This is a genomic window from Candidatus Arsenophonus nilaparvatae (genome assembly GCF_045346035.1).
Classification (GTDB): Bacteria; Pseudomonadota; Gammaproteobacteria; order Enterobacterales; family Enterobacteriaceae; genus Arsenophonus; species Arsenophonus nilaparvatae.
This window is the reverse complement of sequence record NZ_CP158507.1, coordinates 179,809-202,673: the sequence shown is the minus strand read 5'-3', so window position 1 is coordinate 202,673 and position 22,865 is coordinate 179,809. Positions and strand designations below refer to the sequence as shown.

The window sequence follows — 22,865 nt, the reverse complement described above, 5'->3', positions numbered from 1 at the left end:
ACGGTGATGGAGTTTGAGGACTATTTACAGGAAGCGGCTGCCCAAATCCGGCAGGAGCACGGGCAACGCGGGGCAAACCGATAAAGAGTGATCGGGTGTAACAGAGGCAGGTGACGCAGTGTCGAGCACATTTTCGATTGGGGTGGTGATCAAAGGAGCGGTGGCCGGTGCCTTTCGCTCAGCGATGGGCGATTCACGGCGTAGCCTCAATAGCCTGAGTGAAACCACCCATCGCCTGCAATCCCGTCAGCAACAACTGACCCAGGCGGTCACTCGTTACGGTCAGTTGGGTGTGCAGGCAGCACGTAGCCTCAATAGTGAGCTGGGTCGGGTGGGTCAGACGCTTTCCCGTCTCGGACAACAGCATCACGCCTTAATGGGGCGAGGTCTGGCGTTAGGTGCCACCACGGCGGCAGCGGTGGGTGCGGTCGCGCCGTCGGTTAAACAATCGATGACCTTTCAGGACAACCTGGTCGATATGGGGATCACCGCCGGTTACGACGGTGCCACCCAGGCGGCAATGGGTAACGATATCCGCGCCTGGAGCCAGCAATACAACCAGACCCAGTCCGATTTACAGGCCGCCACCAGTGCGCTTATTGGCAATAACATTGACAGCCTGGACGATATTCGCGCCTACCTGCCACACATCGCCCGAGGCGCAACCGCCACCCGCACCTCCGCTGAACTGTGGGCGCAGGCGGCGGTGACCACCCAGCAGTCGCTGGGCATTGCCGCGAAAGATTTTGCCGCGGTACAGAACATCATGGCGCAAGGGGGTAAGGCCGGGTCATTTGAAATCGCTGACCAGGTGAAGTGGTTGCCCGAGCTGGCCCCAAAGATGAAAGGCATTGCTGAGGGTAAAGAGGCGGTGGCGGAGCTGGTCTCTGCCTTGCAGATAGCCAGGATGGGGGCAGGCACCTCCGATGAAGCAGCCAATAATCTCAAAACTTTCTCGAAAAGGTGTTTGCCCCGGAAACCCAAAAACGCTTTGCGGATGTCGGTATCGATATTGAAAAGTCCTTAATGCAACAAAAAGTGCACGGGATTTCGCCGATTGAAGGGATGATGAATACCCTGCAAAGCTATCTGGCACAAAAGAGTCCCGAGGCGCTGGCACAATTTAAATCAGCGATGGCGCTGCAGGACGATACCGCGCGCGATAAGGCGTTACTGGCCCTGCAGCAGAACTTTGGCTTAGGTGAACTGTTTGCCGATATGCAGGTAATGGCCTTTGTGCGTCCGATGCTCGCGAATATGGACAAGTACCGGCAAATGCGCGCAGACGATTTACAGGCAGCCGATAAAAATGTGCTGCTGGGCGACTATAAAAAACGGCTGGCCTCACCGATTGAGCAGATGAAAAAGTTAGGCATTGCCAGTCAAGAGCTGTCACTGAGTATCGGTGAATCACTCTCCCCGCCGTACTGTCGTTAACGCAAACGGTTCTGCCTTATCTGAATGCCGCCAGTGGTTGGGTCAAAACCCACCCTCAACTGGTCAGCGGTATCGCCAAAACCGTGGGGGCGCTCCTGTTGTTTAAGGGGGGATTGTTGGCCACAAGGTTGGCGTTCAATCTGCTGGGTTCGCCGATACGCCTGCTGTGGGGTGGGTTTACCCGGCTGCGTACCGGCTGGCTGTTACTCCAGAGTGCTTTCGGCATGGGTGGGCGCTTAAGCCGACTCGCAGGCAGCGTAGGACGATTAGGTAAGGTGTTGGCCGGTGGGCTGGTGACGGGCCTGCGCCTGGCTGGTCATGCCCTGCTGTGGTTGGGGCGAGCACTGATGTTTAACCCTATCGGCCTGACTATCACCGCGATTGCCGCCGGCGCTTACCTGATTTACCACTACTGGACGCCGATAAGCGCTTTCTTTCAGGCCCGCTGGGCCGAGGTGAAACAGGCGTTTTCCGGCGGTATTGCTGATGTGGGTGCACTTATCCTTAACGGGTCGCCGCTGGGGCTGCTCTATAAAGCCTTCGCCGGGGTGATGGGCTATTTCAACATTGAACTGCCTGCCCATTTTACCGATGCGGGTCGCCAGCTGATTGAGGGTTTGGTCAATGGCATCAAAAGTCGGTTAACCGCCGCCAAAGAGACGATTGTCAATTTTGGGGACAGTGTTTCAGGCTGGTTTAAGGAGACATTGGGCATACACAGTCCCTCACGGGTCTTTGCCGGATTGGGGGACAATATTGTGCAGGGGGCGGTGGTGGGCATTACCCGTACCACGCCCGCGTTAGAACGCGCCGTTGGCGGCCTGATGCCGCTGATGCAACCGCCCTCCCCGCGTGTGCCCCACTGGCCTGATACCCCAATCCCCCCTGCCGGTCAGGGGAAGGCATTTTCAGGCATACAGATCACCTTTGCCCCACAGATTGTGATAAACGGTCAGTCCCAGGCGGCCCCAGCGGCGTTACGCGAAGCCCTGGCTATCAGTGTGCGTGAGCTAGAAAAACGCCTGGCGCAGCTGATGCACCAACAACAACGGAGGGACTTTTACTGATGCTGGCGATCCTGGGTGAGATTGAAGTGCAGCTACAGACCGGCTTTACCGCACTGGAAGCGACCCTCGGCGGTGAGTTTGCCGAACAGGCGCGCATTGGCCGTAAGCCCGGCCTGCAGTGGGTCGGCGATAAAGGGGATGAATATCGCCTCAGCGTGCGATTTCATCAGCAGTACTGTCAACCGACCGCGCAATGGCAACGGCTACAGGCCGCCTGTCGTGCCCATCAGGCACTGGCATTTGTGCTCGGCAATGGCGAGTACCTGGGGCATTTTGTGATCAGCACGCTTACCGGTCGCACGCTGTTAGCCCATGCCGACGGTATCGCCCAATGCCTGGAGGTCGATATCAGTCTGCGTGAATTTACCGGCGATCTGCGCCAGCCGCTTAAGCCGCCGGCGATGGCCACCACACTGAACAGAAAAGCCGCCGGGCTAACACCGGCGATCGGCAGCGGTACACCGCTATCGCGGGCGATGGGTCTGGCCCGTCAGGCGCAGTCGGCACTGGCTACGGCCTCACAGGCGATCCGGGTGGCGCGCCAGATGAAAACGGATCCGGTCGCGGCGTTAACGCGCGTCCCTGGGGTCATTACTAGCTTAGGTGAGGTGGCCACCCCGTTGATACAGGCGCAGCCGTTGTTGGCCGGCCTGGAAGCCCATTTTCCTGCGGCCAGTCACCTGACCCGTGCGGCGGGCAAGGTGGCGACCACGGCCAGCCAGGCGAAAAACACGCTCAGTACTCTGACCCCCGGTACCGGCCAGGCACTGCCCGGTGCACTGGATACGGTGGCCGGTCAGGTGGGCGGTGCCCTCAGTACCTGGAACGACGTCGCCCCGGTGCTGAGCCGTCTGACGAGCCATCTGGTGACGCGTCACTAAAAAGGAGAACAGGCCGATGTTTGCAAGTCAACATGAAGAAGAACATAAGCCAGGTGTCTGGCAACATATTACCCGTGAGGGCGAGCGCTGGGATACGCTGGCCGCCCACTATTACGGTGACGCATTGGGCTATGTGCGGATCATTGCCGCCAATCCTGATATCCCCATTACACCGGTGTTGCCTGCCGGCATCACCTTGGCTATACCGCTGATTAACGCGCAGGACACCGTGGAGGAGACGCCGCCATGGTTACGTTAACGACACAAAGACAGCAGGCGGTACCGGCCCCGACCTGGACCCTGCATTATGGCCAAAAGGACATCACGCACGATATCACCCCGGACGTGCTCGGGATCCGCTTTACCGATCAGCTCAGTGGCCAGTCTGATGAGCTGACGGTCGAACTGGAAGACAGCGCCGGGCGATGGCGTGGGGCCTGGTATCCGGGTAAAGGCGACACGCTCTCATTGGCGCTCGGCAGGGTCGGCACGCCATTACGTCCCTGTGGCACCTTTTCGATTGATGAAATAGAACTCAGTGGCCCGCCGGATACGGTGTCGCTGCGTGGGTTATCCGCTTCAGTGACCACCGCGCTGCGAACCCGGAGCTACCGGGCGTTTGAGCAGACCAGCCTGGCGGCCATCGCCCGCCGGATTGCCCAAAAACACCACCTGACACTGGAAGGGCAGATTGCGCCGCTGCCCTTGACCGGGTCACGCAGCAACATGAAACCGACCTGGCTTTTTTGCGCCGACTGGCCGAGGAATACGGCTATATCGTTAAAGTCACGCCGAGCAGGCTGATTTTTCTGAGCGCGTCAGATTGCGGGAAGCCTTGCCAGTTAACGTCATTACCCCGCAAGCCGTCAGCCATTACAGCCTGCGCGATACGCTTAACCGTATCTACCAGCAGGGCAAGGTGAAATACCAGGACAGCCAGCGCAAACAACTGGTCACGGTCGGTATCAAGGCCGATGGCACGATAGGCGACGTGGCGCGAGAAACGGCTCCTCAAAAACAGGGACGTTCAACCAGCGCCGATACCTTAAGACTGCACAGCCGGGCACGGAGCCGGGAAGAAGCGACTGCCAAGGTGTGTGCGGGGCTGAACCGGCATAATGAATATCAACGGGTGGCGACGGTAGCGCTGGCCGGCAATACGGCGTATCAAGCCGGGTTAACCGTGCGCCTGGCCGATTTTGGTCGCCTGTCCGGGGTGTGGCTGATTACTGAAGTTCGCCATGCCCTATCGCGCCAAAGCGGGTACACCTGTGAACTCACCCTGGGCCAGGGGCCGATGGCGCACACCAACAGGAAAACGACTCGCGCGGATAAGCCTGCGCCCCGACAGGTGATTGGGGTGAAAGCCGATGGCAGCGTGGGGCCGCTGAGTGAAAAAGAGATGACAATCGGAGAAAAGCCACCATGAAAGGACTGCAATTGATGTTCGGTACCATCAGCCAGATTGATGAGCAAAACGTCCGGGTACGGGTACGGCTGCCGACCTGTGATAACCTGCGCACCGCCTGGCTGCCGGTATTGCAACGCAACACCCAGGATAACAAGGATTACGGGCTACCCGATGTGGGTGAACAGGTGAGCCTGCTGCTGGATGCTGACGGCGATGACGGCGTGGTGTTAGGGGCGGTGTATTCCGAGATAGACCGCCCGACAGTGGCGAGCCGCGATAAGCGGCGGGTAGATTTTGCCGATGGGACTTTTGTCGAGTATGACCGCAAAAACCACGCGATGACTATCGGCGGCAATATACAGACCCTGACGCTGACCACCCAGGCCACTGTGCTCATTCAAACGCAAAATGCGACGGTGAAGGCAAGTCACACCCTGTTACTGGATGCACCCGATACGGTCGCGACGGGCAACCTGACGGTACAAAAGCAACTGACTTACCAGGGCGGCATGAGCGGTTCGGGCGGCAGTGGCGCGACAGCCATCATTGACGGCACGCTCCAGGCCAGCGGCGATATCCAGGCAGGTCGGGTGTCGCTGCAACAGCATCAACACAGCAACGGGCATGACGGTAAACCCACCGGCAAGCCGTTATAAGCGAGGGAGGAACGCGTTTGATGAACACAATGACCGTCCTCAGCGCCGTAGATTGGCAACCCGCGCTGCACGTATCGGGTGAACGGGTCAGTGGCGTCGAGGATATTCAGCAGTGCCTGCGACTGATTTTAGGCACCCCAAAAGGCAGCGACCCGCATCGACCGGATTTTGGCAGTGATCTGCATCGTTATCTGGATATGCCCACTGAGCGCGCCTTGCCGCATGTGGTACGGGAAACGGTGGAGGCCATCAAACGCTGGGAGCCCCGATGCGAATTACATCAGGTGCGGCTTAATGCGCAGGGTGAGCGGGTGAATCTCCTGCTGCGCTGGCGACTGCCGGGCAGTCAGGTCAACGCACAAACGGAGGTGGCATGGCGTTAACCCTTGAGAAACCGCAGTTTGTGAACGCAGACGCCCAAGCCATTACCCGCGAGATGATTGCGGCCTATGAAGCGGCCAGCGGTAAAACCCTGTGGCCGGCGCAGGCGGAGCGGCTATTGATTGACCTGTTCGCCTACCGGGAAACCCTGGTGCGCAGTGCCATTCAATCCGCCGCCGAACAAAACCTGGTGGCCTTTGCCCGTGCGCCAATGCTGGACTATCTGGCCGAGCTGGTCGGCGTTTACCGTTTACCGGCTCAACCGGCACGCACCACGGTGCAATTTTCACTGGCGGTCGCACCCTCGCTGACGATACCGATACCGGCCGGTACACGGCTCAGCGCCACGGACAGCCTGCTATTTACCACCGACAGCGAAGTCAGGCTGACGCCAACGGCATCCCGGGTGACGGTGAGTGCGACCTGCAGCGAGGCAGGGATACAGGGTAACGGCTGGCAACCGGCGCAAATCAGCACCCTGATGGAGGCCATCGATGACGGGGATATTCAGGTCACTAATACCACGCCAAGCGAAGGCGGCTCAGACGTTGAAGACGATGAGCATCTACGCAACCGTATCCGTCTGGCTCCGGCGTCCTTCAGCACCGCTGGTTCACGTGAAGCCTACCGCTTTCATGCCATGAGTGCCCATCCGGGGATTTGTGATGTGGCAGTGACCCGCCCGAAACCCGGCACGGTCAACCTGTATCCGCTGCTGACCAGCGGGCTGCCGGACAAGACGGTGCTCAGCCTGGTGACGGCCCTGTGCTCGGAAGAGCGGGTGCGCCCGCTGAATGATACAGTGCAGGTGCTGGCCCCTGAAAAGGTTGACTATACCATTACCGCACAGCTGACCTGTTATGCCAGCCAGCCAGGCGAGCCGGTACTGAAACAGGCGTGGCAGGCCGCTGAGCAGTATGTGGCCCGCCAGGCTAAACAGCTGGGGCGGGATATTGTGCCCAGCCAGATTATCGCTGCCTTGTCAGTGCCGGGCGTTTACCGGGTGCAGCTCACGAGTTTCACTACCCTTGAGTCGACGGTACTGTCGGCACAGCAATGGGCGCATTGTAGCGACATTCAGTTGACCCTGGGCACGGAGAGCGGCGATGACCGATAACAGCCTGTTACCGCCGCTGCTGGCGGCAGAGAAACATTTTCAGGGGCTGGCGGCACAGGCGGCGCGGTTGCAGCAGATTGACCTGACGCCGCTGCTGGTTTATCTGCTGGACATGACCGAGGCGTCGGCCTTGCCCTGGCTGGCAGAGCAGCTGGCGTTAACCGGGGTTAATGGCTGGCATTTAGCCGAATCGGATGATGCCCGCCGTGCGATGCTGAAATCGGCCATCACGCTGCATCGCTATAAGGGCACCCCCTGGTCGATTCGCGCCATGATACGGGCGCTGGGATTTGGGGAGGTGACGATAACCGAAGGGGGAGCGGCCCTTAAACCGGAACAGGCCACCGCGTATCCCGATGGCGAGACGCACTGGGCGCTATATCGGGTGGTACTCAATACGTTGATCACCAATGACCAGGCGGCCAGATTACGCGAGACGCTCGCGGCCTTTGCGCCGGCGCGGAGCGAACTGGTGGCGCTGGATTATACGGCGGTTCCGTTGCGCTATAACAATCAAACGACCTACCACGGGCGCTATAATCATGGCAGCAGTTAAGGGTATGCAAAAATACTTAATGAATAGACAAAAACAGACTACACTATGACTAACAATCCGCCCACGAGGGGATCCAGCCCGATGGAGAACGATGACATGAGTTATTTAAAAGAAACGGCTGCCTGGGAGGACGGTATCTACCAGATAGAGACCTCCGACCCGGTATTGGGTGGGCCAGACGGTATCACCAACCGACCTACGCGTGAACTGGCGAATCGTACCGCCTGGTTAAAGCAGCAATTAAAAGCGGCCGAAGCGGCGTTAACGGCGCATACGCGCTCCCGAAATCACCCGGATGCCAGCGTAAGTGAAAAAGGTTTTGTCAAGCTCAGCAATGCCAATCAGAGCAGCAGTGAAACGGAAGCCGCAACCCCTAAAGCGGTGAAAATTGTCAATGATAGACTTAATGCGGTGGTCGACCATGCGCCTTCCGATTTAGATACGCTGAACAAGCTGGCGCAAGCGATTAGCAATAACCCCAAATTTGCTGAAAACGTCATGCAACTGTTGAGTCAGAAACTGGCAAAAAATGACAACGGCGCTGACATCCCAGACAAAAATAAATTTTTAGAAAACCTTGGTTTGTTAGAAACAGTAAATCTGGCTAAAAATGCAACACCTAGTCAGCGTAAAATTAACGGCAAAACCCTGATTCAGGATGTAAAATTAACCGCCACCGATGTTCATGCTGTTACGCCAGAAGTATTGCGTGTCGAAATCCCTGTCGGCGTTCCTCTGCCTTGGCCTACTGAAACGCCTCCGTCAGGTTGGCGTATATGCAATGGTGAGAGCTTTAATAAGAAAGAATACCCACTGTTGGCACTCGCTTATCCATCAGGGAAACTCCCTGATTTACGTGGCGAATTTATTCGGGGCTGGGATGCAGGACGAAAAGTGGATAACGGACGCAAAATATTAAGCGTACAAGGTGATACCCTTCAAAATTTCACTGGAAACATAACCGGCATTCAGTTTGTCGGTCAATCATCAGCCAGTGGGATTTTCAAAATGGGAAGAAGAATGGCCAGTAGTAGCATTACTGGAGGAACCAGCGGCGTATTCGCTGTTGATTGCTCAGCCAGTTTTCAGTCTGGTTTGAGAACCGCTTCAGAAACAAGGCCGCGAAATGTCGCGTTTAACTACATTGTCAGGGCAGCATAAAGTTTTTATCTTTTCGGAGCTTCCGGCCGCACAATATCTGGCGTGGTGCCGATATCGACACGGTTTAGCAGTGTGCCGGATATTCACTCGCCAAATCCTCTTTCAGAAACCAATCGCTAGAACGACGCTTTCAAGACCGTTATCTATCGTCACCCTGACGGTCGCGTTATCGACCAGATGGGCTGACTGGGACTGATTATCGCCCCAAGCGTTAATCGCAGTATCAACATAGCCGATACAGAGCAATCCTGCTTTGAGAAACTTCATGGGCAGCGGGAAATCATAGGTCCCTGCCCCTCTGTCTTTTCCATATCTCGCCCACTGGATAATCACCCCCGTGTCCCCGCATTTCCACCATCCGTTGACCTCGCGCTTTGCCGTATTCGATTGACCGTAGGTCCCTTTGGGCTGGAAGGTATTTTTCAGGTAAACATCCAGCCACTGATTTCCCCATTTGCTGCCGACAACATTGCCGTCAGCGGCCATTCTTCCCGCTCCTGCATACACGGAAGAAGGTGCACAAAAACCGCCATCTTTATGGAAAACGTACTCACCACCACCGTCAATACCGTTATTGATGTGTATTCCATCACCGCCCTTATCTTTCCAGATATAGGCGCGCACTTTGCCATCAGCATTCGCGAGAATAAAATGCTTGCGGTTATCCCCCTTCAGTCCGATTTGGGTACCCTGTGACATAATGTCGCCCTTGACGGTGCCGCCAGTACGTTTGTCCAGCGTATTTTTTGCACAATCTACCGTTTCCAACAAACCAAGGTTTTATTGAATCTGGAATTTAGCTAATATTTTGCCCAAAACCAGCGATGACAAGGCTTTCAGAGGGAGGATAAGGTCCTAAAATGGCAAAAATAGGCTATATGAGGGTGTCAAAAAATGACCAAAACACCGATTTACAGCGAAAATCGCTCATTTGTACAAATTGTGAGCAGATTTTTGAGGATAAAATCAGCGGAAAAACAGACCAGAGACCCGGATTAAAACGCGCGCTAAATGCACTGAAATCGGGTGACACCTTAGTCGTCTGGAAGCTGGATAGACTGGGTCGCAGCATTAAACATTTGATTACTTTAATATCCAAACTGGAAGATGAAGGTATTCATTTTCATAGTTTGACGGATTCTATCGACACTGCTTCGTCAGCAGGTCGTTTTTTCTTTCATGTGATGAGTGCGTTGGCGCAAATGGAGCCGAGAGCTGATTGTTAAACGTACTCAGGCAGGTTTGGCCGCAGCGAGAAGCAGAGGACGTATCGGCGGTAGACCTTGCTCATTATCTTCTGCACAGCAAGAGCAGGCTAAAAAATTACTTGAGTTCGGTCAGAGTAGAAAACAGCTGGCATTACTGTACGGAGTTTCATTAGCGAGCATTTACAAATATTGTCCAGCGAATCAAAACGTTTGAACAGGCCAAGACGGCTCTGATGAAACATAACAATTTAGTTACGTTACACTCAACGGAAACAGATATAGCCGGCGATTTACGATTTATCACAGATTTCAGTTTCAAATATAGCATTCGGTATCACCATAGTCTATTTTTAAAAATGATAGAATATATTGAATCAATAAATCTGAGTCACGACCACAAATGGGATGGATAATGAACCAAACATGCAATAAACTGAAATTCGCTTACTGGGTTCCTAATGTGTCAGGGGACTTGTTATCAGTAATATCGAACAGCGAACTAGCTGGGATATCAATTACAATCTCAAGTTAGCACAGATCGCAGAAGCCAACGGCTTTGATTATGCGCTGAGCCAGATCCGCTTCACCTCTAGTTACGGTGCAGACAACCAGCATGAATCGGTATCATTCAGTCATGCACTGCTGGCGGGAACAACCAAACTGAAGGTTATCGCCGCACTCTTGCCCGGGCCATGGAATCCAGCCATAGCCGCTAAGCAGATCGCCACGATCAGTCACCTGACTAATGGTCGTGTTGCAGTGAATATTGTCAGTGGTTGGTTCCGTGATGAGTTTGCCGCTATCGGTGAACTTTGGCTCGATCATGACGAGCGTTATCGTCGTTCGGAGGAGTTTATACTAGCCATACGTGGTATCTGGACAGAAGATAGCTTTACGTTCAAAGGTAACTTTTATCGTTTCAACGAATATTCGATGAAACCAAAGCCGGTGGATCCGCAACCAGAAATCTTTCAGGGCGGTTCATCGCGTGCGGCGCGTGACATGGCTGCCCGTGTCTCTGATTGGTACTTTACCAATGGTAACACTCCGGCGGAGATCAGAAAGCAGGTCAATGATATCCGCGCCAAGGCCGTGACCAACGGACATTCCGTCAAGATTGGGGTGAATGCTTTTGCCATTGCCCGCCAGACTGAAGAAGAGGCGAAAGCGGTTCTTGACGAAATTGTCGCTAAGGCTAATCCCGAAGCTGTGCAGGGCTTTGCCGATCAGGTGAAAAATGCAGGGAAGGCTTCACCCGAAGGAAAGGGAAACTGGGCAAAATCATCCTTTGAAGACCTCGTTCAATACAATGATGGATTTCGTAGTAATCTGATCGGAACGCCGGTGCAGATCGCCGAACGAATTATTGCGTTAAAAGATGCCGGTGCAGATCTCATCCTACTCGGCTTTCTGCATTTTCAGGAAGAGGTAGAATTCTTTGGTAAACACATCATTCCTCTAGTACGTGAACTGGAAGCCAAGCGTGACGTAGAACGTAGTCCTTAATAGGCCTTATCCAAGTAGGTCAAAGTAGCTCTGATGAAAAATAAAAGTGTAATTCCGTTGCACTGACGGAAACAAAAGTAGCTCACCATTTATCGCACATTTTGGCTTCAAATATCGCACGCGGCATCAGCAACCCGCCAAGTATTAATTCATATTCTGCCAGGTGATCCTGGATATTATTCCACAGTCTTCGGTTTGCATCTTTATACTTGGTCGCTACTTTTCTCCTTAGCCATCATTCTGTTCGTTTGTGTATTAATGTTATTCAATAGCGCTGAAATACAAGTAGCAAAATCCCCTGTCAGAGAAATAGCGATTTATCTATTTGTATTTTTAATACTCGCTAACCTTATATCCACAATATTGGAGTGTGGACTGACACAATGTGTTGATAACCCAACATTTTATAAATTATTAAATTAAAAATCTAATTTATTATCAATTGAAAATTCGCAGTTATAGTATAAATTTCAGGCAATTGAAAATGTCTGCCCTAAAATGTCTATTAAATCGTTTTAAAAAATATTCGTTGTGTTTAAATCGATTAAACAGATATTTAATGCGGTTTGCTATTGCCTATGCTCACGCTAACAAAGCCCTATCTGCGTCATGTCCAGCGCGTCAAGGATGTATTATTCATCATAAGTATCACACCCTGCCTGACGTTGTCTGGTGACACTACCGTCACGATTACGTCGTGCAAGTTTGCCGGCGCGTCAGAAATAAATGCAGTCACCGGGTACATCACATCCACCAGCACAACAGCTTTCTCACCCTTTACCGTCAAGTTGAGCAAATAGGAGATTTCCTCATTAGTATCGCTACCATGGGTTATTCTAAATTAAAAGTCTTGTTTTGTTAGCAACGGCAAATTAGGCAAAAAACATATTGGCTAAACATACCGCAGGCAGCATCTATAAAATTTACCTATCGTCACTCCATTAATCTGGATGATACCCACTTAAGTCTTGTTGATAATAACAACGGCAATATAGGATCCTGCATCAATAAAGTGGCTGACTATCCGATCAAATTTGGATTACTACAATAATTATTTTCTTCTATGCTTGATTCTTTATTTATATTCTATTTTTTATGGAGTTCGTGACGTGTTTCCAATAAGTAATTTATCAACGGTTGCTCATGTTGCTTTGCCCAATAAAAATGATCCACCCAACATGCTGTTGCAGCAATTAATATCATCTTCTACTCATATTCAAGGGGAAACTCGCTTGCTTCCTAACGGACTAACTGCTCGCGATAATTTTCCGTTACTATTTCAGGTTGTCCTCGATCCGGTAAATGAACAGCCTGAAATAAATGGATTTCAACCTTCACATGACTTTAATTCCTTATACCCAATGATTGGAAAACAAGGAGAAACAACCATTGTTGCTGGAAATTATGATGAAATTGTACAATATGTATCCCGCAATCAAGCCTATGCGGTTTTTGCTATTGCCGCGCTTGGATTACCAGCGGTTTCATTGAAACAGAATTTTGATGATCCTGACACTAGTGCTATAGCGTTGCTATTTTCTGTAACAGGGAGTTTAGAAAGAGCAATAAGTTTTGATGAAACACATATCTTAGGCCCGGTAGATCCAGAGCGGGTGGTTTTATTGCATGCACCCTATAGTAATCTTAATACTTTACAACCAGAAGTGGCTGAAAATCTTTCACGAACTTATCAACAAGTAGTAAATAAATATATGAATTCCTCTAACCACAGTACTTTTGATATCTGGTTCAGTCTCTATCCCCAATATGAGGCTTTATCTTCATATTTTATAGGCAATGAACTTACACAACAGCAGATAACTAATGGTAACTTAGAAAGAAAAGTCGAGTCCAATAACATTCCTCATAATTCACTCACTGAAAATACTCCTCTAGCTCACACGATGGTAAATGGAGAAAAAATAAAATTAATAACTCCTGAGATATTAAAAGAGATAGTGTTATTAGGTGCAAAAGGGATCGCAAAAACTGGTGGACTAAAAGGGCTCAGTGAAAAATATAATGTGAATTTAGCTTCGTTAAAAAGTTATCTTTATAAAAATGGCATTCTCACGGCTCGAGGAAAATATTTTTTATATGGCATATCCAATCGCATAACCCATGAGATGTTAACAAAAATAGTGTCATTAGGTACCGAAGGGTTTGCAAAGGCTGGTGGGTTAAGAGGGATCAGTGAACAATATAACATCAATTCGACTGCATTAAATAATTACCTTGATAGAAATGGCACGCTTAAGGTTAGAGGGAGAATTTTCTTAGGGGGTAAAGCCAATAAAATAACCTCTGATATATTAACAAAGATAATGTCATTAGGTGCCGAAGGGTTTGCAAAGGCCGGTGGACTAGCAAGGATCAGTGAACAATATAACGTGAATTTAACTACATTAAATAATTACCTTGACAAAAATGGCACTCTCACGGCTCAAGGAAAGCATTTTTTATATGGCATATCCAATCACATAACCCATGAGATGTTAACAGAAATAGTGTCATTAGGTACCAAAGGGTTTGCAAAGGCTGGTGGGTTAATAGGGATCAGTGAACAATATAACATCAATTTGACCGCATTAAATAATTACCTTGATAAAAATGGCACTCTCACGGTTAAGGGAAAACATTTCTTAGGTGTTGAATTCAATAAAATAACTCCTATCATATTAAGAGAGATAGTCTATTTAGGTGGCAAAGGGATCGCAAAAGCCGGTGGACTAATAGGGATCAGTAAACAATATAAGGTAAATTTAAGTACCTTAAAAAGTTACCTTGATAAAAATGGCATGCTCACAATGAGGGGGATGCGTTTTTTGGAAACCCGCTAGCATTTCAGTAAAAGTTGCTCTGTTATTTTTAGCTGGCTAACAGATAAAATTGGTTGGCCAGCAACAAGTCATCCCTTTTCGGATGTTGAAGCTGCTGCTTGTTTAACATATATATCAATTCGATATTTGTAAACAAAGTTTGGTACACTGCAATGATTTGAATACCAGTATAGCTGGTATTAGTCGCTTAATATGTCGATGTTCCGTTTTTACCCGAATGGTTAATTATTTATTCTATCCAACAGTAATATCTTTAACCGTATAATATTCTATTAGTTTTGTTAAAATTGATATCTCACTTATACCTAAAACATCTTTTTTGTCAAAACTTACGTCGGATAATAAAAAACCCTATGGTGAACCATAGGGTTGAGAACTAGGAAAATAAAATAGCGTTTAATTACAGCACATTGATACAGTTTAACTCTTTATATGCAAGTTCTAAACGCTCAATCATGGAAGTCTGACCCGCACGCAGCCAAACACGAGGGTCATAATATTTTTTATTAGGTTTATCTTCACCTTCTGGATTACCCAGTTGGCTTTGTAGATAACCTTCATTTTTCTTATAATAATTCAAAATGCCTTCCCAGGTCGCCCACTGGGTGTCAGTATCAATATTCATTTTTACCACACCATAACTGACCGCTTCTTTAATTTCTTCAGCAGTAGAGCCTGAACCTCCATGGAAAACAAAATTAAGATTATTTTCCGCTGGCAAATTAAATTTCTGCGCAACGTACTGTTGTGAATTGTGTAGAATTTTTGGTGTTAATTGAACGTTGCCTGGCTTATAAACACCATGCACATTACCGAAAGATGCCGCAATAGTAAATCGATGACTAATTTTACTCAATTGCTCATAAGCATAAGCGACATCTTCAGGCTGTGTATAAAGCGATGAGCTATCTAAGCCAGTGTTATCGACACCATCTTCCTCACCACCAGTGCAACCTAACTCAATTTCTAATGTCATGCCCATTTTGCTCATCCGTTGCAAATATTGAGAGCAAATTTCAATATTTTCCGCCAATGATTCTTCAGACAAATCGATCATATGCGACGAAAACAGTGGCTTACCGGTGGTTTTATAATATTCCTCGCCAGCATCTAGCAAGCCATCAATCCATGGCAGTAGTTTACGTGCACAATGATCAGTGTGTAAGATAACAGCGACACCATAATGTTTTGCCATTTGATGCACATGATGAGCACCTGATATTGCGCCTAAAATCGCAGCTTGCTGACCTTCTGCTTTTAGACCTTTACCGGCGATAAACGCAGCACCACCGTTAGAAAATTGGACAATTACCGGAGAACGAACTTTAGCAGCGGTTTCCAAAACAGCATTAATCGAATCTGTACCGACACAATTGACTGCCGGCAACGCAAATTTATGTTCTTTTGCAACGGCAAAAACTTTTTGCACATCATCGCCGGTAATAACACCTGGTTTTACAAAATCAAAAATCTTAGACATGAGATAAAATCCTATTATTGGACAGGTGAACAGTGCTACCTGTCATTTTCTTCAGATATAATTACTGTTTTGCTCGTTCTTCTAACACAACAACTGCAGGTAATTTTTTACCTTCCACAAATTCAAGAAAAGCACCACCGCCAGTAGAAATATAAGAAATTTTATCCGCAATACCAAACAGATCAATCGCCGCTAATGTATCACCACCACCTGCTATAGAAAAAGCTTCACTTTCTGCAATTGCTTGGGCAATCACTGCGGTGCCGTGGCGAAAATTAGGGAACTCGAAAACCCCAACCGGACCATTCCATAAAATCGTTTTTGCTTTTTTAAGAATACCCGCCAAACGTTCAGCCGTTTCATCGCCTAAGTCCAAAATCTGCTCATCATCTTTAACATCATTGACAGATTTCATTACCGCCTCGGCTGTTTCAGAAAATTCAGTCGCTACCCGAACATCAGTAGGTACAGGAATATCGCAAGTAGATAATAATTTTTCTGCTTCGGGGATCAAGTCATCTTCATATAAAGAACGGCCGACTTTATGACCTTCAGCTGCGATAAAGGTATTGGCAATACCGCCTCCCACAATAATTTGGTCGGCAATTTTTGCTAAAGAATCCAAGACAGTTAATTTAGTCGAAACTTTTGAACCACCAACGATTGCAACCATTGGCCGAGCAGGCTCTTTCAATGCTTTACCTAATGCATCCAACTCAGCAAATAACAGCGGCCCTGCGCATGCTATAGGAGCAAATTTTGCCACACCATGGGTTGATGCCTGAGCACGGTGCGCCGTACCAAATGCATCCATTACATAGATGTCACAAAGTGCAGCATATTGCTTAGATAAATTTTCATCATCCTTTTTTTCACCCCGGTTGAAGCGTACATTCTCAAGAACCACCAGCTCGCCATTAGCAACTTCAACTCCATTTAAATAATCTTTTACTAAACGAACAGGATAGTCGAGCTTATCTGCTAAATAGTCTACAACGGGTTTCAATGAAAATTCCTCATTATACTCACCTTCAATCGGGCGACCTAAATGAGACGTTACCATTACCTTTGCGCCTTGCTTTAAAGCGGTTTCAATCGTCGGTAAAGAAGCACGGATCCGTGCATCAGAGGTAACTTTGCCATCTTTGACAGGAACGTTTAGGTCAGCCCGGATGAATACTTTTTTACCCGCCAGATCTAAATCGGTCATCTTAATTACAGACATGGTGAATCCTCTCGTTGATTCTCTAAATTATTAATCTTCTGCTGTGTAGGGAGAGCAATATTCCCCATACTGTCTGTCAACAGATAGATTTGTTGAAACCAGTAGCAGCCATTGCTAATGTCGTATCAAGCATACGATTGGCAAAACCCCACTCATTATCGCACCAAACTAAAATCTTAATTAGGTGTTGCCCACTAACTCGTGTTTGCGTACCATCTACAATAGCACTATGTGGGTCATGATTAAAATCTGTTGATACTAACGGCAATTCAGTATAATCAACTATACCACGAAATGAACCTTCTGCTGCTTGTTGCAACAGCTGATTGACTTTAGCTACCGTTACTTTAGATCTTACCGTCACACTGAGGTCGATCGCCGTTACATTGATAGTTGGTACGCGAACCGATATCGCTTCAAAATGATCTTTGAATTTTGGAAATATTCGTGTGATCCCAGCAGCCAATTTGGTATCAACAGGAATAATAGATTGGCTAGCGGCCCGTGTACGACGTAGATCCTGATGATAAGCATCAATAACCGGCTGATCATTCATTGCAGCGTGAATCGTTGTCACTGTACCAGATTCAATATCCAAAGCATCATCTAATATTTTAATCACAGGAATAATACAATTTGTGGTACAAGATGCGTTTGATACCAGTTGATCGCTATTTTTCAAACTGGTTTCATTAACCCCATAAACAATAGTTGCATCAAGATCAGTACTTCCCGGATGAGAAAATAGCACCTTTTTTGCGCCACTTGATAAATGCGCAGAGCCATCGACCTTTGAACCATAAACACCGGTACAATCGAGTACTACATCAATATCCAATGCTCGCCATGGTAGTTTTTCAATCTCAGATTGATGAAAAAGATGAATACTGTCATTACCTACAACTAACAAATCGTTATTCAGGCGCACATCATAAGCAAATCGGCCATGACTAGAATCATACTTTAATAAATGTGCTATTCCTTCCGAAGTAGCAATTTCATTAATTGCAACAACAGCAATTTGAGCTCGGTGATCTGATTCATAAAGCGCTCTTAATATGCTACGCCCTATTCGCCCAAAACCATTAATTGCCACTCTAACTACCATACTCTTCCTTCAATATAACAACTGATTTGTTAATGGCTAAGAATACCGATAATTACAGCTTTTGTACTGAGGATTTTTGTCGTCAATCATAAAAAGTGTGCTTTTGATCAATAAATCTAGCAATTTTGCCAAAATGAAACGTTTCAGCTTAATTTAAATGCACTACAACATAAAAAAAAAATCGCAATAGCGCATGATTATCTGCTGAAATAAAAAGAGCGTATCTAATCATATAAAGCTGATCAATACGCTCATATCATTTTCATCAATTACGGCAATAAAGCTTTAGCCTTCTCTATCACATTTTCCACACTAAAACCAAACTCTTTAAATAAAATCTCTGCCGATGCTGACTCACCAAAAGTATGCATACCAACAACCCCACCGGTTGTGCCAACATATTTGTACCAATAATCAGCAATACCCGCCTCAACAGCTAATCGTGCAGTAACTGAAGAGGGTAATACAGACTCACGATAAGCGGCGTCCTGTTTATCAAAAGTATCCGTTGATGGCATAGAAACCACTCGTACTTGATAACCTTCGGCAGTCAATTTTTCATAAGCGTTAACCGCTAATCCAACCTCAGAGCCAGTTGCAATCAAAATAAGCGCGGGTGTTTTTTCGCTATCTTTGAGCACATAAGCCCCTTTAATAATATTGGCTAACTGTTTAGTATCACGTGGTTGCTGTTCAAGATTTTGACGGGAAAAAATCAATGCACTTGGCCCCTCATTACGCTCAATCGCATACTGCCAGGCAATGGCCGATTCAACCTGATCACAAGGACGCCAAGTACTTATATTAGGCGTCAGGCGCAAACTGGCTAATTGCTCAACAGGTTGATGGGTTGGACCATCCTCACCCAAACCAATAGAATCATGAGTATAGACAAAAATACTGCGAATTTTCATTAACGCAGCCATGCGTACTGCATTACGCGCATACTCAACAAACATTAAAAAGGTTGCACCATAGGGTATAAAACCACCATGCAAGGCAATACCATTCATAATAGCCGACATACCAAATTCACGTACACCATAGTGAATATAATTACCTGCTGGAGAATCTTTTATTGACTTAGACGCTGACCACATAGTTAAATTACTGGGAGCTAAATCAGCGGAGCCGCCTAAAAGTTCAGGCAATATCTTACCGAAAACCTCCAACGTATTTTGTGAGGCTTTACGGCTGGCAATATTAGCAGGATTGCGTTGTAATTCCGTCACCAAATTATTTGCAACAGCTTGCCAATTAGTCGGTAATTCACCTTTGGTCCGACGGATAAACTCTTCGGCAAGTTGCGGGAAAGCCCGTTGATACTCAGCAAATTTTTCACGCCAGGTAGCTTCTTTTTGCTGACCGATTTCGCGGGCATCCCAGGCTTGATAAATATCTGCTGGTATTTCAAAAGGTGGATATGACCAATCTAGTGCTGCCCGGGTTTCAGCGATCTCAGTTTCACCTAATGGTGAACCATGCGCTTCTTCGGAACCAGCCTTATGTGGCGAGCCATAACCAATCATCGTTTTGCAGATTAGTAAAGAGGGCTTATCGGTAACCTTACGGGCTTGTTCTATTGCTGACTTGATTTGTTCAGGATCATGTCCATCAATACCTTTGATAACATGCCAATGATAAGCGGCAAAACGTTCAGCAGTATTATCTGTAAACCAACCTTCTACCTCACCATCGATTGAAATGCCATTATCATCATAAAAAGCAATCAATTTACCTAATTTCAATGTTCCAGCCAACGAACAAGCTTCATGTGAAATGCCTTCCATCATGCAACCATCACCCATAAATACATAGGTATAATGATCAACAATAGTATGGTCTGGACGATTAAATTGAGCAGCTAACGTTCGTTCGGCAATAGCAAAACCTACAGCATTTGCAATTCCTTGTCCCAGCGGGCCAGTCGTGGTTTCAACACCTGGCGTATAACCATATTCGGGATGTCCTGGTGTTTTGGAATGAAGTTGGCGAAAATTTTTTAATTCTTTGATCGGTAAATCATAACCGGTAAGATGCAACAAGCTATAAAGTAGCATAGAACCATGGCCATTAGATAATACAAAACGGTCACGATCTACCCAGTCAGGATCAGCAGGATTATGATCCAGATAGTCACGCCAGAGTACTTCAGCAATATCCGCCATTCCCATTGGCGCACCTGGATGCCCTGATTTTGCTTTCTGTACCGCATCTATACTGAGGAAACGGATAGCATTAGCAAGGATTTTACGAGTGATCATTGTTTACTCCAAATCGAATAAATAGCAAATTTGATACTGATTTTCTCAAGGTCGTTTTGCCATCTTAACAGTTAAAATCTAATCTAGGTATCTGCCCTAAATAATCAGCGGTAACAAAATTTTAATCAATAGCAAAAGAATTAAAAATAAGTGAATGATACAATAATAACAATCACTGTTTGTGCTATAGCGAAAATCAAAACACGAATATCATAATTTTTTCTAAGCAAAAAGGCTGTGAGATTGGATATGATTTTCTGGCAAAAAGAATGATTATTATCTTAAAATACAGAAAACCCCGAGGCTTATACTCAGGGTTTTATAATATTGGCGGTGCGGACGGGACTTGAACCCGCGACCCCCGGCGTGACAGGCCGGTATTCTAACCAACTGAACTACCGCACCACGGTATAATCGATTTAAGAACGGCCATGATATTACGAATCAGCAATCTATACGTCAATATTTTTTAGAAAAAAAATCACTATTTGCGCATTTTTTCAGCTAAAAGTGTAACAATGATTAATGTTTAACCTGATCCTTTTCGCAATCATCGGAACGCCAAAGTGAAATCTTTCCACTTTTCTTTTCAATCAGATCCAGTTTTGCTTCATGGCCAGTAATTTCTTCTTGATTAGCATAAATCACGGTTAATCCCATTGCTGAGCGTTCTATTCGTTTAATATCATCGGTATAGGTTTCACTACCTGGCTCTGAATCAACTGAAAAAGCTAACGAGGTTTGTCCTCCGGTCATTGCCATATAGACTTCGGCCAAGATCTCTGCATCGAGCAAGGCGCCATGGAGTGTACGCTTTGAATTATCGATATGATAGCGATCACATAAAGCATCAAGATTATTCCGTTTTCCCGGAAACAGCTTTCTGGCCAATACCAAGCTATCAGTGATCTGACAAAAGTTTGCTGTCGGTGGAATATCTCTATTTAACTTGGAAAACTCATAATCCATAAACCCAATATCAAAAGGGGCATTGTGGATGATTAACTCAGCGCCGCGAATAAAATCTAAAAATTCATCAGCTATTTCAGCAAAAGTTGGTTTATCTTGTAAAAACTCATCACTAATTCCATGAACTTCGAAAGCTTCAGGATCAACTAATCGTGCTGGTTTTATATAAACATGGAAATGACGACCAGTTAAGCGGCGATTGATCACTTCTACCGCGCCAATTTCAATAATATTATGTCCTTCATAATGGATCCCTAGCTTATTCATACCAGTAGTTTCCGTATCAAGAACAATTTGTCGTGTAATCACAGTGCTCATAGTGCCTTTTTATGTCAGACTTAGGGTTATAAATCACGAATAAAATGAGTTTATCAGAAATGACGAAACAGGTAGAAATTTTCACCGATGGTTCTTGTTTAGGCAATCCAGGCCCAGGCGGTTATGGTATTTTACTGCGTTATAATAAACATGAAAAAACATTAAGCAAAGGGTATTTTCTTACCACCAATAATCGTATGGAATTAATGGCGGCCATTATTGGTTTGGAAACGCTTAAACAACCCTGCCAGGTTATTCTAACGACTGATAGTCAATATGTCCGTCAGGGTATCACCCAATGGATCCACAACTGGAAAAATCGCCAATGGCGACGCGCAGATAAATCACCTGTTTTGAATGTTGATTTATGGCAACGATTAGACGCAGCAATTTCTCGACACCAAATAGAATGGCACTGGGTCAAAGGCCATGCTGGACATGCAGAAAATGAGCGATGCGATGAATTAGCAAGAAATGCGGCAAATTCACCAACAGAAGAGGATAGCGGCTACCAAACGGAACAAAATTAATGACGTTTGCGCCAACATTTAACAACCCCCATTGTATTACCTATTTTCATGCGGGTTCGCATAAATTTTATGGGTGTTGGCGTCAACCGGTAATGTTCTTTTACGGGCAATGATAAGATTGATACAACCGGCAAATTGCAAATTTCTATTGATAAAATGATCAGGGTTTATCCAGGGTATAATTTGAAAACTTTGTCGCTGCAGTACTTCGTAATTCAATAAGCTCAACCAATCAAGTTGACGCCAGGTCGAAAACATATGACTACGATAGGGTTGCCGCTTACGCAAAAGAGGAATACATTTCCCTAACCCTAGCAAACTAAAAGGATTAAAATTAGATAAAATTAGCCAACCATCATCAACCAAAACCCTATCAGCTTCACGCAATAACCAATGTGGGTTAGTACTGTAAGATAATTGTTGTATTAAAAGACAGGCATCGATCGATTTGTCCTCGAAAGGCATTTCATTAGGATCACCTAATAATTGACAGTTACTTCCAGCTATATTCATGCTAAATTGATGGGTAATCAGCGATGCTTGGGTATCAATCTGTAAACTCAATTGGCCAATTTTTAATAAATGGAAACCAAATATTTTTGGCCACCATGGTTGTAGCTGCTGGTTCAATGCAATACGATAATACTCTCCCCATGGAATGTCTTCCCAGGAGTCAGGCATTTTAGATCGTTGAGCAATACGAGCTGACTTCATTGTAATATCCTTCTAACCCTTTAGCTATGAGGCATT

Annotated in this window: 18 protein-coding genes, 1 tRNA gene and 5 pseudogenes; 15 read left to right on the top strand and 9 right to left on the bottom strand. The window is 46.9% G+C overall.

Annotated features, from left to right (window positions below; genetic code table 11):
- The first annotated feature begins 118 nt into the window (after positions 1-118).
- The 10 genes and pseudogenes from WH390_RS00925 (at position 119) to WH390_RS00880 (ending at position 8,667) form a co-directional block, all read left to right on the top strand.
- A pseudogene (locus tag WH390_RS00925) lies at positions 119-2,504 on the top strand (phage tail tape measure protein).
- A complete protein-coding gene (locus WH390_RS00920; RefSeq protein ID WP_032116655.1) occupies positions 2,504-3,385 on the top strand; it encodes a phage tail protein in 882 nt (293 codons plus the stop codon). The pseudogene WH390_RS00925 and the gene WH390_RS00920 overlap by 1 nt, the downstream one beginning before the upstream one ends.
- Before the next feature lie 16 nt (positions 3,386-3,401).
- A complete protein-coding gene (locus tag WH390_RS00915) occupies positions 3,402-3,644 on the top strand; it encodes a tail protein X (protein ID WP_032116654.1) in 243 nt (80 codons plus the stop codon).
- The gene (locus WH390_RS00910) at positions 3,632-4,189 is read left to right on the top strand and encodes a phage late control D family protein (RefSeq protein ID WP_406850617.1); all 558 of its coding nucleotides are present in this window, start codon (positions 3,632-3,634) and stop codon (positions 4,187-4,189) included. The genes WH390_RS00915 and WH390_RS00910 overlap by 13 nt, the downstream gene beginning before the upstream one ends.
- A 31-nt stretch (positions 4,190-4,220) precedes the next feature.
- Entirely contained in the window at positions 4,221-4,814 is a 594-nt protein-coding gene (locus WH390_RS00905) for a hypothetical protein (protein ID WP_406850616.1), read from the top strand.
- The gene (locus tag WH390_RS00900) at positions 4,811-5,452 is read left to right on the top strand and encodes a phage baseplate assembly protein V (RefSeq protein WP_406850615.1); all 642 of its coding nucleotides are present in this window, start codon (positions 4,811-4,813) and stop codon (positions 5,450-5,452) included. Before WH390_RS00905 ends, WH390_RS00900 begins: the two co-directional genes overlap by 4 nt.
- A 20-nt stretch (positions 5,453-5,472) precedes the next feature.
- Entirely contained in the window at positions 5,473-5,835 is a 363-nt protein-coding gene (locus tag WH390_RS00895) for a GPW/gp25 family protein (RefSeq protein WP_032116651.1), read from the top strand.
- On the top strand, positions 5,826-6,950 hold the full coding sequence (locus WH390_RS00890) for a baseplate J/gp47 family protein (RefSeq protein WP_032116650.1): 1,125 nt from the start codon (positions 5,826-5,828) through the stop codon (positions 6,948-6,950). The genes WH390_RS00895 and WH390_RS00890 overlap by 10 nt, the downstream gene beginning before the upstream one ends.
- The gene (locus WH390_RS00885; RefSeq protein ID WP_032116649.1) at positions 6,940-7,506 is read left to right on the top strand and encodes a phage tail protein I; all 567 of its coding nucleotides are present in this window, start codon (positions 6,940-6,942) and stop codon (positions 7,504-7,506) included. The genes WH390_RS00890 and WH390_RS00885 overlap by 11 nt, the downstream gene beginning before the upstream one ends.
- A gap of 81 nt (positions 7,507-7,587) precedes the next feature.
- Positions 7,588-8,667 (top strand): phage tail protein, encoded by a 1,080-nt coding sequence (locus WH390_RS00880; RefSeq protein WP_148305615.1) that lies wholly within the window; start codon positions 7,588-7,590, stop codon positions 8,665-8,667.
- A 102-nt stretch (positions 8,668-8,769) separates the two neighbouring features.
- On the opposite strand, the gene WH390_RS00875 is transcribed toward WH390_RS00880, so the two are convergent.
- A complete protein-coding gene (locus WH390_RS00875) occupies positions 8,770-9,366 on the bottom strand; it encodes a hypothetical protein (RefSeq protein WP_052044997.1) in 597 nt (198 codons plus the stop codon).
- Between the two features lie 161 nt (positions 9,367-9,527).
- Here WH390_RS00875 and WH390_RS00870 point away from each other — a divergent pair.
- The 3 pseudogenes from WH390_RS00870 to WH390_RS00860 form a co-directional block, all read left to right on the top strand.
- Positions 9,528-10,089: pseudogene (locus WH390_RS00870) on the top strand (recombinase family protein).
- Positions 10,090-10,287: 198 nt separating this feature from the next.
- Positions 10,288-11,381, top strand: a pseudogene (sfnG, locus tag WH390_RS00865) (dimethylsulfone monooxygenase SfnG).
- A gap of 324 nt (positions 11,382-11,705) precedes the next feature.
- Positions 11,706-11,804: pseudogene (locus WH390_RS00860) on the top strand (disulfide bond formation protein B); the annotation flags it as partial.
- Between the two features lie 184 nt (positions 11,805-11,988).
- On the opposite strand, the gene WH390_RS00855 reads toward WH390_RS00860, so the two are convergent.
- On the bottom strand, positions 11,989-12,216 hold the full coding sequence (locus WH390_RS00855; RefSeq protein ID WP_081932934.1) for an asparaginase domain-containing protein: 228 nt from the start codon (positions 12,214-12,216) through the stop codon (positions 11,989-11,991).
- Between the two features lie 274 nt (positions 12,217-12,490).
- On the opposite strand from WH390_RS00855, the gene WH390_RS00850 reads away from it, so the two are divergent.
- Positions 12,491-14,221 (top strand): hypothetical protein, encoded by a 1,731-nt coding sequence (locus WH390_RS00850; RefSeq protein WP_032116646.1) that lies wholly within the window; start codon positions 12,491-12,493, stop codon positions 14,219-14,221.
- Positions 14,222-14,621: 400 nt separating this feature from the next.
- On the opposite strand, the gene fbaA is transcribed toward WH390_RS00850, so the two are convergent.
- From fbaA to dnaQ, 6 genes are all read right to left on the bottom strand, one after another.
- Entirely contained in the window at positions 14,622-15,701 is a 1,080-nt protein-coding gene (gene fbaA, locus WH390_RS00845) for a class II fructose-bisphosphate aldolase (protein WP_032116645.1), read from the bottom strand.
- 61 nt (positions 15,702-15,762) lie between these two features.
- Positions 15,763-16,926: a phosphoglycerate kinase gene (pgk, locus tag WH390_RS00840; protein WP_032116644.1), complete on the bottom strand. Its 1,164-nt coding sequence runs from the start codon at positions 16,924-16,926 to the stop codon at positions 15,763-15,765.
- A 76-nt stretch (positions 16,927-17,002) separates the two neighbouring features.
- Positions 17,003-18,034: an erythrose-4-phosphate dehydrogenase gene (epd, locus tag WH390_RS00835; protein WP_032116643.1), complete on the bottom strand. Its 1,032-nt coding sequence runs from the start codon at positions 18,032-18,034 to the stop codon at positions 17,003-17,005.
- A 269-nt stretch (positions 18,035-18,303) separates the two neighbouring features.
- Complete coding sequence (tkt, locus tag WH390_RS00830; RefSeq protein ID WP_032116642.1) at positions 18,304-20,298, bottom strand: transketolase; 1,995 nt, start codon at positions 20,296-20,298, stop codon at positions 18,304-18,306.
- 328 nt (positions 20,299-20,626) lie between these two features.
- Positions 20,627-20,703: transfer RNA gene (locus WH390_RS00825), tRNA-Asp, on the bottom strand.
- Positions 20,704-20,820: 117 nt separating this feature from the next.
- Positions 20,821-21,585 carry a DNA polymerase III subunit epsilon gene (gene dnaQ, locus WH390_RS00820; RefSeq protein WP_032116641.1) on the bottom strand — a complete coding sequence of 255 codons (765 nt, stop codon included), beginning with the start codon at positions 21,583-21,585 and terminating at the stop codon, positions 20,821-20,823.
- 59 nt (positions 21,586-21,644) lie between these two features.
- Between dnaQ and rnhA the strand changes: the two genes are divergently transcribed.
- Positions 21,645-22,115, top strand: coding sequence for a ribonuclease HI (gene rnhA, locus WH390_RS00815; protein ID WP_032116701.1), 471 nt, complete (start codon positions 21,645-21,647; stop codon positions 22,113-22,115).
- On the opposite strand, the pseudogene WH390_RS00810 reads toward rnhA, so the two are convergent.
- A pseudogene (locus WH390_RS00810) lies at positions 22,112-22,829 on the bottom strand (class I SAM-dependent methyltransferase). The gene rnhA and the pseudogene WH390_RS00810 overlap by 4 nt on opposite strands.
- Positions 22,830-22,865: the final 36 nt, after the last annotated feature.